Origin of the sequence: Marinimicrobium sp. LS-A18 (assembly GCF_000463525.1) — a bacterium.
GTDB classification, from domain to species: domain Bacteria; phylum Pseudomonadota; class Gammaproteobacteria; order Pseudomonadales; family Cellvibrionaceae; genus Marinimicrobium; species Marinimicrobium koreense.
Genome location: NZ_AWEP01000005.1, coordinates 403,651 through 418,303 on the forward strand (window position 1 = coordinate 403,651; position 14,653 = coordinate 418,303).

Consider the following 14,653-nt stretch of genomic DNA (forward strand, 5'->3'; position numbering starts at 1 on the left):
CCCTTGGATACACCGTTACCGACCGACACGCGATTGTCTTACGATGTGGGCCTTTCGAGCGACCCGGCAGAGGAGCCCAGGTGGATAGCGGACTGGGCGCCCCACTTGTGTTACAGGGGCGACTTGACCCCCGGGTTCATGCTCTGTTCGCGAGCCACACGAGTGCTTCACGGCTCTTGCCGTCGCCCTCACCACAAGGCCCGGGATGGCCTTGCTCGAGTGGATCACGAGTTACAGAAAGCAAGGGAGGAAGGAAGCCCTCCCGCGCTTCTGATGCTGACCGGCGATCAGGTCTACGTCGATGACGTTGCCGGCCCCATGCTGCACGCCATACATTGCGTTATTCAACGACTGGGCCTGTATGAGGAGCAATTGGAAGGCGCCTCTGTCGACTCCAGCGCCGAGTTGGGGTCGCTAGCACATGGTTACTACCATCGGGAAAAATTGCTGCCCAGCACTCAATCCAACGAGAGTCTGGCCGAACGGTTTTTCGGTGGTGTCCGCAAACCCGTATTCACCACAGCACACGCGGGCAATCACCTGATTTCGTTCGCGGAAGTATTCGCAATGTATTTGCTGGTTTGGTCTCCCGCACCTTGGGCACTGGTTTCATCGATTGAGCCGGTGAGTCGTGAACCCGAGCTGTCCCGCTACCGTGACGAGAAGGTGAACATTGAGGCATTTCGGGAAACACTGCCTCAGGCGGCACGTGCGCTGGCCAACATCCCCGTCTATATGATTTTTGATGACCATGATGTAACCGATGACTGGAATCTGTCAGCATTATGGGAGCAGACCGCCTATGAGCACCCGTTTTCCCGGCGGATTATTGGCAACGCTTTACTGGGATATCTGCTCTGCCAGGGCTGGGGAAACCGACCCGAGCATGTTTCCGAGCTCATGCCCACTTGCCAGGAGCTGTTCGAATCCAGCCCACAAACTCATACCCTGGACAAAGAGCAGCAGAATGCGCTGATTGATCGGTTGTTGGCGTTTGGTCATTGGCACTTCACGCTGGACACGAAGCCCAAGATCATTGTCTTGGATACAAGAACGCATCGGTGGCGTAGCGAGATCAGACCGGGACATCCCTCTGGCCTGATGGACTGGGAGTCACTTACCGACTTTCAGCAGTCGGTCATGGGAGAGGAGTCCGTGCTGGTTGTGTCACCGGCCCCCATATTCGGCGTTAAACTGATCGAGATGATTCAACAGGTATTCACCTGGTTTGGCAAACCACTGCTGGTCGACGCGGAAAACTGGATGGCTCATCGTGGGGCGGCCAATGTACTGCTCAATATTTTTGGGCATTCGCGAACGCCCAAACATTTCATGATTGTCTCTGGCGATGTGCACTACTCATTTGCCTACGATGTTCGCTTACGACACAAGCAGAATGGCCCTCACATTTGGCAAATAACCAGCAGCGGCATCAAGAACGAGTTTCCCCATGGATTGCTCGAATGGCTGGACCGCCTCAACCGTTGGTTGTACAGCCCCCTGTCCCCGCTGAACTGGTTCACCAAGCGCCGGCGAATGCGGGTAAGCCCTCGATTGCCACGGGGTCGGGATCTGGGGGAGCGGCTATGGAATAATGCAGGCATTGGCGACCTTCATATTTCGTCGGACGGGAAACCCGTCCTTATCAGCCAACTTGGCGCAGACCACAACGACACCGTCTTTGAGTACCGGGAGGAGGGCCGCTTCGAAACCGAGGCCCACCCCGAGCAATGACCCCGACCGGCGCGTTGCTGTTATTTGTCACTCTGGTGACGCTGGCCGCCCTACCCAGTACCAGCGTGGCACTGGTATTAACCCGGTCGGCCGCCTCGGGGCTTGCGGCAGGCGCCGCCGTCACGGCGGGCATTGTGCTGGGAGACCTGCTGTTTGTGTGCCTGGCATTACTGGGCATGGGTGCCTTGGCGGAGGCATTGAGTGGTGCCTACTTCTGGGTGCGACTCGCGTGCGGCGGCTATCTGATCTATCTGGGCTGGTGTTGCTGGCGTGCCGCGCCGCAATCCGCGAACAGCCCGGTGACCGCTACGCCGAAACGCCTGTGGCGCGATACGCTGACGGGACTGCTGATCACACTCGCGGATGTAAAGGCCATCGTGTTTTACGCCAGCCTGTTTCCGGCGTTTGTCGATTTGTCCCGGATGACCGTTCAAGGGCTGGGCGTGGTGATGGCCATTACCATTGTGGCGGTGGGCGGCACCAAGCTGGCGTATGCCTACGGCGCCCACCGGATTACGCAGGCGACACTGATTCAGCGCTTCGAGCGCCCGGCGCAGCGAATCGGCGGAACATTGCTTGGCGTCATTGGTCTGTATCTGATCATCGGAGCCTGAGTGCGCTCTGCTACACTGACAGCGTGTTTCCGCAATGGCGGGTTCGCGGATCATTGATTCACCAAAACGGAGCGGTGACATGAAGTACCAAGCGGGACTTTTGTTCGTAATCCTGTTGTCTGGTTTGACCGGATGCGCGCAACTTGTGACGGACCAATACCTGGACCGCCACTGTGACAAATCTCATATCGATTGCCCAGGCCGGGAAACCGTCGAGCGCAAAGCACAGAAAGCCGACATGGCGGCGTTTCGGGCCATTGGTGAGCAGTTTGAAGACAAAGGCAACACGCTTGAACCCGCTCCATCCTATCGCGACCCCGCCGAGCCCCTCTGCCCTGACGGGCAGAAGAAAGTGTGCTCGGCCAGTGCCGGTTGCCGCTGCGAAGCGGACTGAGCCGGTTATTCTCCCAGGGTGAATTCGAACTCGGCGGTTTCACCGGGTAACAGCTCAATGGCCTGCTCAACAGGCTGGCCATTGATCGTTACCTGATACGTTCCATAGAAACCGCGCTCGCTGAACTCCCCATCGCCATTGGTGGTGCCGGTAAAGTCGTTCCACCAATCATTGAAAATGGCGTCTTTCCAGGCAACGGCGTTGGGTTTTTCCCGCCAGTCTTCGGTGTACATGGCACCATCCGGCGTCCAATGGGCACCCGCCCAGAAGCCCCACTTCTGCACCCCGACGGTGGCCGGATGACTGAACACGGCGGTGAGGAAATCCCGGGTGTAGTCCGCTTGCAGCGCTTCATCCGTGGTGTTGATATCGAACTCGGTCACCCGGATGGTCAGCCCGGGAAAAGCCTCGTGAAAGCGGTCCAGAATTTCCAGTACTCGGGGAATGGCCGTAGGTGATGGGCCAAAATGACCCTGCATGCCAATGCCATCAATGGGTGCGTTCTGGTCAACCAGATACTGGATGGTCTGCTGGTAGTGGTCCTGATGCGCGGCGTCGCGTCCACCGCCGGACAAAATGGAGTAATCGTTGATGTAGAGCTTGTGGTGGGCCAGGTTCAGGCGCGCCCGCTCGAACCAGTCGACCATCACCTCGTCGCCAAAGGCGTCCATCAGGTAGTGGTTGTCATAGGGTTCGTTGAGCACATCCCACTCATCCAACACATCCGCCGTGGCACTGGCGATATCGTCGATATGATCGAGGACGATCTGCTTTGCTTCCGGGTCGGCGTTTTCCGGTTCGCCTTCCGGCAGGTACTCCTGAATCAGCTCCGGCAGGTTGCGCTTGGACGGCCAGACCATGACGTGGCCTCGGGTGTAAAAGTCGTGATCCTTAAGCCACTGAAGGGCATCTTTGGTGGTCTGCTGACTGAAGTCCTCACCCCACTCGCCCGCCCAGGGCGCCCATTTCAGGTCATTCTCCGGGCCGCTCTGATTGAACAGTTCCAGCACCTTTTCCCGGTAGAGGTCGTTATCGTCGCCCTCGCCCATGAGGATGTGGCCGACGGTCACCGAGCCAAAGTGATAGGCATGGCGGGTCATCTCAACCGCCACCTCGGCACCCTCGACCGGTTGACCTTCACCGTCCAGTACCCGCACGGTGAAATCCCCTTTGCGGTGCTCATCAATGCGGGCGGCGGCTTCATCGCGCCAGTCGGCATCCGCCTCCCGGCCGCCGTAACTCAGCTCGGTTCGGGGCAGGTCGTCCACCGCCAGGCTCTGCCCGAAATGCAGCACTTCCACGCCGCCAATGTCGAAGCTCTGGGGGCGGTCACCACCACCAAAACCGATCTTCAGGATCAGGTCGTTGGCGGCCTCGGCCCCGGACATTTCCAGCGGAATGTCATAGGCCTGCCAGTCTCCAGTACTGGTGATTTCCCGTTCGGCGTATTTGGTGTAGTCCGGTCCCGGACCTTCCAGGAAGGCGGTGGCGAAGGTCGCGCCGGTTTCATCGGTGGTACTGACTGAACGCATATAGAGGCGAATCAGCATCACATCGCCTTCGGCCGTGGCCCGGAGAATGGGGTACTGCAACTGACCATTGAAAAACGCGCCCGGGGGATTCTCGGCGTGAATGCGCACCGCCTGGGTGAAATCGGAGTGGTCTGCGGCCACGGTTTCCGCCCGGCCGACCGGCTCACCGTCGTTGTCGCCTTCCCAGAAGCTGTAGTCGGTGGCGGGCGATGCGGTGATCACCAACTCACCCTGGTCTAGGGGGTCACCGTCAGGGTCAGGCTCAGGCTCAGGCTCAGGCTCAGGCTCTGGTTCGGGTTCAGGCTCTGGTTCCGGCTCGGGCTGCGGTTCTGGATTTTCGGTAGATGGCGTCGAGCCGCCACCGGAGCCTCCACCGCAGGCGGTCAGTTGGACGGTAAAACCGAAAATCATCAAAAATATGAGCAGGGCGCGATACATGCGGGAAACTCCAAAAGTTATTCGTTATTGTTTATATGACTTTATGCTACCCCGTCTACGGCGTGATCACAATACATCCTCCGGCGCCATCTGAACGTACACCCGTTATAGCCCATCACTATCAAGGAATGGACATTACCCCGAACGCCATCCTGAAAGAGAGCACTGAATGACCCGCACCTCAGTCTTCACCCGGCATTTTGAAGCGCCCGTCGCTGTTCACGAGCCGCTGTTCACCCTGGAGCCCCTGGCGCCCCAACACAACGACCTGGACTACGACGCCTGGCAGTCCAGCGTAGAGGAGCTGCAGGGGATTTTTGGTCCGGGCCATGAGTGGCCGAAGGCGGAGTACAGCAAGGCCCGGAACCTTGAGGACCTTCAGCGTCATTACCGGGAGTTCGAGCAGGGTGAAGCTTACGCCTACACCATTCTGAGCCCGGACCAAAGCCTGTGCATCGGCTGCGTTTATATTCAACCTCCGCTGGTGCACCCTTACGATACGCACGTCGACTTCTGGTTCAGGAGCTCCCACAAGCACCTTGAGGCTCCCTTCATGGCCTGGCTCAAACAATGGCTGGCGACAGACTGGGGGCTCAAGACCCCAGCCTTCCCGGGCCGGGAGCTGTCGTGGCAGGACTACCACCAACGCCGGGATAAAACGACTGATCATCCCGGGGCGTAATCGGGCGGTATCAGCAGTCATAGCATTAAACCCACACATAGACAGGAGGCCCCATGCGCTTACTTTTACTGTTCGTAGCTCTGATCAGCCCGCCCCTCTGGGCCGACGACATGGCCGAGGCGATTTTTGCCGGCGGCTGCTTCTGGTGTATGGAGCCACCCTACGATGAGGTCGAGGGCGTGAAGGAAACCATTTCCGGTTATGTCGGTGGCACGGTCGCCAACCCCAGCTACGAGCAGGTGGTGGCTGGGGGCACCGGGCATACCGAGGCGGTCAAGGTCGTGTACGACCCGGCCAAGGTGGACTATCAGGCGCTGCTGGAGATTTTCTGGCGCAATATTGATCCTCTGGATGCCGGTGGTCAGTTCTGCGACCGGGGTGACTCCTACCGGGCCGGGATCTTTTACCTGAACGATGAGCAGGAAGCCCTGGCCCGATCGACCAAAGCCGAGGTGGAGGCGCGCTTTGAAAAGCCAGTGGTCACCGAAATCACCGAGGCCACGGCGTTCTATAAAGCGGAGGGCTACCACCAGAATTACTACCAGAAAAACCCCGTGCGTTATAAATACTACCGCTACCGCTGCGGCCGGGACGCACGGCTGGATGCACTGTGGAAATAGATTCGCAGCGGGCTGGCCCAACAAGCCTACTCCCGGACAGGCCGAACGCGTAAACTGTCGCTTTTGAACCGGACAAGCGACGCACTTATGCACATTCACATTCTCGGGATTTGCGGCACCTTCATGGGCAGCCTGGCGCTGCTGGCACGCGAGCTGGGGCACACCGTCACTGGCAGTGACGCCAACGTCTACCCGCCCATGAGCACCCAGTTGGAAGCGGCCGGTATTAAGCTGCTGGAAGGCTACAGCCCCGAGCACCTTGAGCCCGCGCCGGATCTGGTGGTGATCGGCAACGCCCTGAGCCGGGGCAACCCGGAGGTGGAGGCGGTGCTGGATAAGGGCCTGCCCTATACCTCCGGCCCGGAATGGCTTCGCGAACAAGTGCTGCCAGGCAAGTGGGTGCTGGCGGTCTCGGGCACCCACGGCAAAACCACCACTGCCAGTATGCTGGCCTGGATTCTGGAATACGCCCATATGGCGCCGGGTTTTCTGATTGGCGGGGTGACCCAGAATTTCCCCCAGTCCGCGCGCTTGGGCGAGACACCGTTTTTTGTGGTGGAAGCGGACGAGTACGACAGCGCCTTTTTCGACAAGCGCTCCAAGTTCGTTCACTACCGCCCCCGCACGCTGATCATCAATAACCTGGAGTACGACCACGCCGACATTTTCCCGGACCTGGCGGCGATTCAACGCCAGTTTCATCACCTGGTGCGCACGGTACCGGGCACAGGGCTGATTGTCAGTCCCGCCGGGGTCGAGGCCATTGAACAGACGTTGGATCAGGGCTGCTGGACGCCCCGCGAAACCCTGGGCGCCGAGGGTGACTGGCAGGTGAAACTGACCGCCGCCGACGGCAGCGCGTTTGAGGTGTGGCACGAGAGCGCCGCCATTGCGACGGTGAACTGGGACCATACCGGCGAGCACAATGTGATGAACGGCCTGGCGGCGTTGATCGCGGCCCGGCATGTGGGCGTAACGCCTGAAATTGGCGCTCAGGCGCTGGCGGCGTTCAAAGGGGTCAAGCGCCGGATGGAGTGCCTGGCGGACGTGCACGGTATTCGGGTGTACGACGATTTTGCCCATCACCCGACGGCGATCAAAACCACTCTGGCCGGGCTGCGGGCCAAGGTGGGGGATGAGAAGATCATCGCGCTGATTGAGCCGCGCTCGAATACCATGCGTCTGGGTGTGCACCGGGAGGCGCTGAAAAACTGTTTCAGTGATGCCGATGCGGTATTGTGGTATCAGCCCAGCCACAGTGATTGGGATCTCGATGAGCTGGTGAATCACAGTTCGGTACCCGCGCAGCTGGAGCACACTATCGATGAGTTGATTCACGGGGCGCTGTCGTTGGCGGAGAGCGGCAGTCATATTGTGATTATGAGTAATGGCGGGTTTGATGGGATTCATCAGAAGTTGGTGGGTCAGTTGAATCGGCATGCGTTGTAATTTTTAGCGGAAAGTCCGGTAACGGCGGATGCGGGCTTCGCCCTTATCCGCCCTACGGCCGAGCGCAGCGGTATAAACTCGCGTAGGGCGGATAAGGGCGAAGCCCGCATCCGCCGTAACGATCAATGAAACGGGGACCCACTATGGACTACCAACGTACCGTCACCCTGGCCATGACCGGCGCTTCCGGGGCGCAATATGGTCTGCGGTTGTTGCAGTGTCTGCTGGCGGCGGACTGTCGGGTGTATCTGCTGTTGTCGAGTGCGGCAGAGGTAGTGATTCGCACGGAGACCAATGTCGAGCTGCCCAGTGACCTGGAGGAGCAGCAGTTGCTGCTCAGTCAGATGTTTGGCGCTGAGGATGAGCAGTTGCAGTTGTTTTCCCGGGAAGATTGGTTTTCGCCAGTGGCTTCGGGGTCGAGTTCGCCCAGTTCGATGGTGATCTGTCCGGCCAGTGGCGGGTCGTTGTCAGCGATTGCGCATGGTGCAAGCAACAATCTGGTTGAGCGGGCGGCGGATGTGGCGTTGAAGGAGCGGCGGCAGTTGATTCTGGTTCCGCGGGAGGCGCCCTATTCCGAGGTGCATCTGGAGAATATGTTGAAGTTGACCCGGATGGGCGCGGTGGTGGTGCCGGCCAGCCCGGGGTTTTATATGCAGCCGACCCGGATTGAGGAGTTGGTGGATTTTATTGTGGCGCGGGTGTTGGATCAGTTGGGAATTGAACAGGATTTGATGCCGCGTTGGGGGGAGGATTAGCCCCCCTACAAATACCGCCGGATCAACGTCAGAGTTTTTTCCAACGCCCCCCGGTTGGCTTCCGCCACTTCTCTGGCCGCCTGGCCCCGCACCGTGCGCAGCTCCTCGGTTTCGATCAGGCTGATCACCTGCCCCGCCAGATCCTTCGCGTTTTCAACGACCTGTAAGGCGCCCGCTTCTTTCAGCAGGTCCGACACTTCCGCAAAGTTGTACAGGCTGGGGCCACTCAGAATCGGCAGGCCCCAGGCAGCGGGTTCGATCAGGTTGTGGCCGCCGTTGTCGATCAGTGAGCCGCCCACAAAGGCGATGTCGCTGGCGCCATACAGGGTCAGCAGTTCGCCCATGACATCGCCCACCAGTACCTGAACATCCGCTCCCGGGGCCTCTCCGGTACTGCGCCGGGCGGTGACGAAACCGCGCTCGTTGCTCAATTCGGCCACCGAGTCAAAGCGCTCGGGGTGACGGGGCACCAACACCAGCAGTGGGTTGCTGGTGGTTTGCGCGCGCACTTGGGCAAACGCCTCCAGTAGGGGGCCGTCCTCGCCGTCGTGAGTGCTGGCGGCGATCCAGATGGGACGCGCCGGGTTGCCTTGCCACTGGGTTCGCAGCGCCGCTGCGCGTTCCCGGACGCTGTCATCCAGGGTCAGGTCAAACTTGATACTGCCAGTGATGTGGGTGGCATCCGGGCGCAGCCCCAGGTCCTGAAAGCGCTCGGCGTCCGCCCGGTTCTGGATGCCGGCCTCGGTCAGGCCCTGAAGCATGGGTCGGGTCAGGCCCGCAAAGCGCTGATAGCCCCGGGCGGACTTTTCCGAGAGCCGACCGTTGATCAGCACACCGGGAATTTCCCGCGCCCGGCAGGCGGCCAGGGTATTCGGCCAGAGTTCGGTTTCCATCATCAGATACAGACGGGGCTGCACCCGGTCCAGAAACCGGCGCACGCTGCCCGGCAGATCAAAGGGCGCATAAACGTGTTGAACCTGATCGCCAAACAGGGCCGCGACCCGGTCGGCACCGGTGGGCGTGGTGGTGGTCATCAGCAGTTGCAGACCGGGCTCCTGCAGCAGCGCGCGGGCCACCGGCGCGGCCGCCAACACTTCACCCACCGAGGCGGTGTGCAGCCACACCAGGGTACGGCCGGTCTCCTGAGGCGGGACCCGGCCAAACCGCTCCCCCCAGCGCTGCCCCCAGGCCGGGTTGCGCCGGGCGAGCAGGCGCAGCCGCAGCAGCAACAGGGGCGTGAGCAGATAGAGCAGCAGTGTGTACAACCAGCGCATGCGCAGCGTCATCCTTTCGTGGGGCGGACGCACAGGATACCACTGCGCCCAAGCCCAGGCTAAGCCAGGTCTTTCAGCGACCGGGACAGGAGTTCGGACACCAGGCTGGGCATAAACTCCCGGGGCAGGGTGATGGCGAAGAAGTTCTCGAACAGATTGGGGAGGCGCTCGTAGCGGCGCAGGCGGCCCTGCTGCAGCTCGTCTTTCACCACTACCTCGGGCAGTACGGTAACGGCCCCGCTATCCCGCGCTAACAGGCGCAGCATGGCCATATCATCCACTTCGGCGAGAATGTCCGGCTGGTACTGATGCAGGCTACACAGGGCGTCGAACCCCCGGCGAATTTCTTGGTTAGCCCCAGGCAGCACCCAGCGCAACCCTTGATACCCCTGAGGAAACGAAGCCTCCGGGTCCAGTTCAACCGGACCGATGATAGACAACGGCTGGCGCGCCAAAAGCTGGCTCTGCCAGGCCACCGCCGGTGCCCCGGAGGGCTGTATCTGGGTGTTGGTCAGCACCACATCCAGCTCGTGTCGGGCCAGGCCGTTGAGCAGATTGGTCATGCCCATGGCGTGCAGACTGAAACTCACATCGCGCTCATTGCGAGCCAGCAAGGGCTCGATGAAGGACTCAATGAAATTACGGGACATGGTCGAGAGCATGCCAATGCGAATCGTCTGCTGCTCCGGCTCGATGCCCCGGCTGATCAGGGACTCCAGCTCCTCACCTTTGGTGAAAATCACCTCGGCGTAATTGAACACCTGACGCCCGGCCTCAGTGAGCACCAACTTACGGTTGCGCCGCTCGAACAGGGGCTTGCCCATGCGCTCTTCCAACTGGCGGATCTGGGCCGACAGGGCGCTCTGGGAAACGTGCTGCTGCTCGGCTACCCGCGTCAGTTTGCCCTCACTGGCCACCCGCCAGAAATAGTAAAGATGGTGGTAGTTCAACCGGCTCATGCGTGGAGCGCCCCTTAATCGTTCTTTTCTATAGAACGTTTAATACATTTATATCTATTTTACTTAAATTATCACCAAAGGGATACTCCGCTTCAACCGTTTACGGACTCAAAAATGATGACTGTGGAGTCGATGCATGAACTGGAGTGAAGCCCTCCCCACCCTGCTACTGAGCGCCGTTCCCCTACTGCTGGCCCTGGGAGCGGCATTCAGTGCCCGCCAGACAAGCCCCGACCCGGCCTGGCGCCTCGCCAAAGTCTCTACATCCGGCACGCTGCTACTGGCCATCGGCCTGTTGGCCTGGGCGCTGGTTCCGGGCGCTGAGGCCGGATTCTGGCAGTCCGCCCCGCTCAACCTGGTGATGCTGACGCTGGTGAGCTTCATCGGCTTTGTGGTGGTCCGTTACAGCGCCCAATATCTTCAGGGGGAGCCTCGCCAGACCCGCTTCGCCGCTCTGGTTCAGGCGGTGTTCGCCGCCGTCAGTGTCGCGGTGCTGAGTGACCACTTACTCCTGTTTCTGGCTGCCTGGCTGGGCATCAGCCTGGCCATGCACCAATTGCTGATGTTCTACCCCGAGCGGCCGCGCGCCGCGCTGGCGGCCCACAAGAAATTCCTGTTTGCCCGAGCCGCCGAGCTGTGCGCTCTGAGCGCCTTTGCGCTGCTGTACCTGCACCACGGTACCGGGCACATCAGCACCATCGTCGCCGCCTATGCCGAGCCGGTATCCCTGACCCTGACCGAGCACTTGGCGGCCAGCCTGCTGGCGATGGCCGCGCTGATCAAATGCGCCCAGTTGCCGCTGCACGGCTGGCTGATTCAGGTGGTGGAAGCCCCCACCCCGGTATCCGCCACCCTGCACGGCGGGGTCATCAATCTCGGTGGTTACCTGCTGTTGATGTTTGCCCCGCTGGTGCTGCAGTCCGCTCCGGCACAGGCCCTGCTGCTGGTGGTGGCGGGCCTGAGCAGTGTGCTGGCCGCCTTGGTGATGATGACCCGCATCAGCATCAAGGTCCGCCTGGCCTGGTCCACCAGCGCCCAGATGGGCCTGATGCTGGTGGAGATCGCCCTGGGCCTGGTGGAGCTGGCGCTGCTGCACCTGCTGGCCCACTCCTGCTACAAGGCTTACGCCTTCCTCAGCTCCGGTGAAGCGGTCGTTCAGGACCGGCAGCGGCGGCTGGCCCCGGCCCGCACGCCAGCGACCGGCCAGTGGCTTGGTGCCGGGCTGTGCAGTGTTCTGCTGGTGGCCGGACTGCTGTCTGCGGGTCACTACGGCCTCGGCCTGGCCTGGCCGGAAACCTTCAGCCCCTGGGTACTGCTCGCTTTGGCGCTGACCACCTTGGTGGCCGAGCGCGACAGCCGGCTCAGCGCCGGCTCACTGCTGCGCTTTGCGGCTCTGGCGGGCGTACTGGCCATCGTCTACTTCGGTCTGAAAACCCTGTTTGGTCTGTTTTTCCCCGACTACCCCCGGGCCACCCCGCTGTGGGCGGACCTGTGGATGAGCGTCCTGTTCGCTGCGCTATTCATGGCCTACGCGCTGCTGCGCCACGGCGCCCACCGGCCCGCGGTCCAGCGGCTGGCGGTAGCGCTCTACGCCGGTTTCTATCTGGACGAGTGGGTCACCAAAAACACGCTCAAACTCTGGCCGCACCGGCTCCCGACCCGGGCGCGCCCCAAGCAGCTACACCCCATCTCTGAGGAGGGTTTGCTATGACCGCGTTCGAGAAGACGTCCGCCCCGCTGACCGGGGAGCCCGACACGACTGAGCAGGCCCAACTGCTGACCACAGCGCAAGAGCAGGCGCTGGATCGCGCCTGCGCCAGCATCGCCCCCAACTGGCCGCTGGACCGCATGATTGCCGTCAACCCGCTGTGGGCCATGCGCGAGCAGCCCATCGACAAGGTGGCCGCGCGCCTGTCATCGCTGGCCTATATCCACTCCCTGATGCCCCCCAGCCATTATCTGCAACGCTGGCAGAACGGTGACATCCAGGAGGAGCACCTGACCCGGGCGGCGGCCGAGCTGGACTATCCCGGCAACTACCAGAACCTGCTGAAAGTGGTGAAAACACTGAGTGAACTGCCCCACTGGCACAACATCAGTGATCTGGTGGACGCCGCCCGGGACCGGCAGCACAAGATGGCCTGGCGGGACGAGATCATCCACCAGATCAGCCAGTTCTGTGCCGCCCATTACCAGGAGGACGGCCCGTTCAACACCGAGCGGCTGAATCCGCAGGGCGAGCGCTCATCCAACCCGACCCTTTATCAGCAGTGGCTGCGCATTACCCGCGTGGACCGGGGCATCGCCATTCTGATGGCGGAGCCCGGTCTGGGACGGTTTTTCGACACCCTGCCCGCCACCGATGAAGGCCTGTTCCAGGCGGCGGCCGCCGAACTCGGCGTCAACGCCACGCAGCTTGGCGACTACGCCCAGGCGCTACTGCTGGACATCAACGGCTGGGCCGCCTGGGTGGCCTATCGGGATTGGCAGCGCGAGCTGGGCGAAAACGACAGCGCCCCGGCCACGGAGATGCGCAGCCTGCTGGCCATTCGCCTGGCCTGGGAGCTGGTCCTGTGGCGTTACCTGCACCGTCGCCATCCGGAGCAGGCGCAGAACCTGAGCTGGCTGTGGCGGCGCGAGCTGGACAGCCTACCCGAACTGTTCGAGCGCCACCGCCAGGCCCAGCGGCCCCTGTGGGTGTGGCAGCGAGCGGCCGAACTCGCCTATCAGCAACCGCTCAACCGGTCGCTGACCCAGGCGGTGCACGCGCCCCGCACAGTGGCGGACACCCCCTCGCTGCAGGCCGTTTTCTGCATCGATGTGCGCTCGGAGCCGCTGCGCCGGGCCCTGGAACAGCAGCACCCGGACATCCAGACGCTGGGCTTCGCCGGTTTCTTTGGCCTGCCCCTGAGCGTGGTCACCCCCGGCTCGGAGCTGGCCCAACCGCACCTGCCCGGACTGCTGGCACCTCAGGTGGAAGTGCGCCTGGGCACCCCCGAGCAGGCCAACGCCCGGGCGCGACAGCTCAACTGGAGCGCACGTTTTCAGGAGTGGTCGCAAACCGCGGCGGCCACCTTCACCGCCGTGGAAGCCGGAGGCCTGCTGTACGCCGGCAAGCTGCTGGGCCGCTCGCTGTTGCCGGGCAAGGTGCCCAAACGCCTTGAGCTGAGCTCACTGCGCTGGCACTGGCGTGACTCTGGCGAGCCCTTGACCCAGGCCGACCAGGTCACCCTGTTGCGCAACGTGCTGACCGCCATGGGGCTGACCGAGCGTTTTGCCTCCCGGGTGCTGCTGGTGGGCCACGGCAGCCACACCCAGAACAACCCGCACGCCGCGGGCCTGGAGTGCGGCGCCTGCGGCGGTCAATCGGGGGAAGTCTCGGTACGCGCCTTGGCCCGCCTGCTCAACGATCCGGCACTGCGTAAGCCCCTGGCGGAGGCGGGCATCACCCTGCCCGACGACTGCCGCTTCGTGCCGGCCCTGCACCACACGGTGACCGACCGGATCGAGCTGCTCGAGGGCGAGGATTGGCTGAGCGCCGAGACCGCCGAGTGGTTGCGCCGGGCCAGCGCCGGAGCGCAGCGCGAACGCGCGGCCACCCTGGGGTTGAGCCCCGATCAGGCCGACCTGGATCAACAACTGACACAGCGCAATAGCGACTGGTCCCAGACCCGCCCGGAATGGGGCCTGGCCAACAACGCCGCGTTTATCGCCGCGCCGCGCTCGGTGACCGCCCCGATCGATCTGCAGGGGCGGAGCTTTCTGCACGATTACAACTGGCGTACCGACCCGGAGTTCAGCCGCCTGGAGCTGATAATGACTGCCCCCCTGGTGGTGGCCCACTGGATCAACATGCAGTACAACTGTTCCACCACGGACAATCGCAAATTCGGCAGCGGCAACAAGGTGTTGCACAACGTGGTCGGCGGACATATCGGTGTATTTGAAGGCAACGGCGGCGACCTGCGCATTGGTCTACCCCTGCAATCGCTGCACGATGGCGAGCAGTGGCGGCACGAGCCCCTGCGCCTGAGCGCCTACCTGGCCGCGCCGACCGGGGCGATTGATGCCATCATCGCCAAGCACCCGGTCCTGCAGGCGTTGACCAACAATGGCTGGCTATACCTGTTCAGCCTCGACGATGAAACCGGAACGGTGCAGGCCTACCACGACGGCCGCTGGACCCGCACGACGGACTGAGC

Annotated in this window: 13 protein-coding genes; 9 read left to right on the forward strand and 4 right to left on the reverse strand. The window is 62.0% G+C overall.

The genetic code is table 11. The features are described 5' to 3' along the window. The first annotated feature begins 219 nt into the window (after positions 1-219). From N645_RS16890 to N645_RS0109660, 3 genes are all read left to right on the forward strand, one after another. A complete protein-coding gene (locus tag N645_RS16890; RefSeq protein WP_024461305.1) occupies positions 220-1,734 on the forward strand; it encodes an alkaline phosphatase D family protein in 1,515 nt (504 codons plus the stop codon). After that, on the forward strand, positions 1,731-2,348 hold the full coding sequence (locus N645_RS0109655; protein WP_024461306.1) for a LysE family translocator: 618 nt from the start codon (positions 1,731-1,733) through the stop codon (positions 2,346-2,348). Before N645_RS16890 ends, N645_RS0109655 begins: the two co-directional genes overlap by 4 nt. A gap of 145 nt (positions 2,349-2,493) precedes the next feature. Continuing rightward, positions 2,494-2,742: a hypothetical protein gene (locus tag N645_RS0109660; protein WP_152521670.1), complete on the forward strand. Its 249-nt coding sequence runs from the start codon at positions 2,494-2,496 to the stop codon at positions 2,740-2,742. 5 nt (positions 2,743-2,747) lie between these two features. Here the strand turns inward: N645_RS0109660 and N645_RS0109665 are convergent, their stop codons facing one another. After that, entirely contained in the window at positions 2,748-4,496 is a 1,749-nt protein-coding gene (locus tag N645_RS0109665; protein WP_238559230.1) for an endo-1,4-beta-xylanase, read from the reverse strand. A gap of 14 nt (positions 4,497-4,510) precedes the next feature. Continuing rightward, on the reverse strand, positions 4,511-4,636 hold the full coding sequence (locus N645_RS18445; RefSeq protein ID WP_255327670.1) for a hypothetical protein: 126 nt from the start codon (positions 4,634-4,636) through the stop codon (positions 4,511-4,513). Positions 4,637-4,881: 245 nt separating this feature from the next. On the opposite strand from N645_RS18445, the gene N645_RS17475 reads away from it, so the two are divergent. The 4 genes from N645_RS17475 to N645_RS0109685 all read left to right on the forward strand — a co-directional run bounded on the left by N645_RS17475 (position 4,882) and on the right by N645_RS0109685 (position 8,218). Next, positions 4,882-5,394 carry a hypothetical protein gene (locus N645_RS17475; protein ID WP_024461309.1) on the forward strand — a complete coding sequence of 171 codons (513 nt, stop codon included), beginning with the start codon at positions 4,882-4,884 and terminating at the stop codon, positions 5,392-5,394. Between the two features lie 53 nt (positions 5,395-5,447). Further along, entirely contained in the window at positions 5,448-6,014 is a 567-nt protein-coding gene (msrA, locus tag N645_RS0109675) for a peptide-methionine (S)-S-oxide reductase MsrA (RefSeq protein ID WP_024461310.1), read from the forward strand. Positions 6,015-6,101: 87 nt separating this feature from the next. Then, on the forward strand, positions 6,102-7,463 hold the full coding sequence (gene mpl, locus N645_RS0109680) for a UDP-N-acetylmuramate:L-alanyl-gamma-D-glutamyl-meso-diaminopimelate ligase (RefSeq protein WP_024461311.1): 1,362 nt from the start codon (positions 6,102-6,104) through the stop codon (positions 7,461-7,463). Positions 7,464-7,588: 125 nt separating this feature from the next. After that, positions 7,589-8,218, forward strand: a complete 630-nt coding sequence (locus N645_RS0109685) for a flavin prenyltransferase UbiX (RefSeq protein WP_024461312.1) — start codon at positions 7,589-7,591, stop codon at positions 8,216-8,218. Between the two features lie 5 nt (positions 8,219-8,223). Here N645_RS0109685 and waaA read toward each other — a convergent pair whose 3' ends face one another. Beyond that, complete coding sequence (gene waaA / locus N645_RS0109690) at positions 8,224-9,492, reverse strand: lipid IV(A) 3-deoxy-D-manno-octulosonic acid transferase (protein WP_024461313.1); 1,269 nt, start codon at positions 9,490-9,492, stop codon at positions 8,224-8,226. A gap of 59 nt (positions 9,493-9,551) precedes the next feature. After that, entirely contained in the window at positions 9,552-10,451 is a 900-nt protein-coding gene (locus N645_RS0109695; RefSeq protein ID WP_024461314.1) for a LysR family transcriptional regulator, read from the reverse strand. A 136-nt stretch (positions 10,452-10,587) separates the two neighbouring features. On the opposite strand from N645_RS0109695, the gene N645_RS0109700 reads away from it, so the two are divergent. After that, positions 10,588-12,162 (forward strand): NADH-quinone oxidoreductase subunit L, encoded by a 1,575-nt coding sequence (locus N645_RS0109700; RefSeq protein ID WP_024461315.1) that lies wholly within the window; start codon positions 10,588-10,590, stop codon positions 12,160-12,162. Continuing rightward, positions 12,159-14,651, forward strand: a complete 2,493-nt coding sequence (locus N645_RS0109705; RefSeq protein WP_024461316.1) for a YbcC family protein — start codon at positions 12,159-12,161, stop codon at positions 14,649-14,651. Before N645_RS0109700 ends, N645_RS0109705 begins: the two co-directional genes overlap by 4 nt. Positions 14,652-14,653: the final 2 nt, after the last annotated feature.

Coding starts and splice junctions, on each gene's coding strand:
- N645_RS17475 (WP_024461309.1), top strand. CDS start 4,882: ATGACCCGCACCTCAGTCTTCACCCGGCATTTTGAAGCGCCCGTCGCT.
- mpl (WP_024461311.1), top strand. CDS start 6,102: ATGCACATTCACATTCTCGGGATTTGCGGCACCTTCATGGGCAGCCTG.
- N645_RS0109655 (WP_024461306.1), top strand. CDS start 1,731: ATGACCCCGACCGGCGCGTTGCTGTTATTTGTCACTCTGGTGACGCTG.
- waaA (WP_024461313.1), bottom strand. CDS start 9,492: ATGCGCTGGTTGTACACACTGCTGCTCTATCTGCTCACGCCCCTGTTG.
- N645_RS0109705 (WP_024461316.1), top strand. CDS start 12,159: ATGACCGCGTTCGAGAAGACGTCCGCCCCGCTGACCGGGGAGCCCGAC.
- msrA (WP_024461310.1), top strand. CDS start 5,448: ATGCGCTTACTTTTACTGTTCGTAGCTCTGATCAGCCCGCCCCTCTGG.
- N645_RS0109685 (WP_024461312.1), top strand. CDS start 7,589: ATGAAACGGGGACCCACTATGGACTACCAACGTACCGTCACCCTGGCC.
- N645_RS0109695 (WP_024461314.1), bottom strand. CDS start 10,451: ATGAGCCGGTTGAACTACCACCATCTTTACTATTTCTGGCGGGTGGCC.
- N645_RS0109700 (WP_024461315.1), top strand. CDS start 10,588: ATGAACTGGAGTGAAGCCCTCCCCACCCTGCTACTGAGCGCCGTTCCC.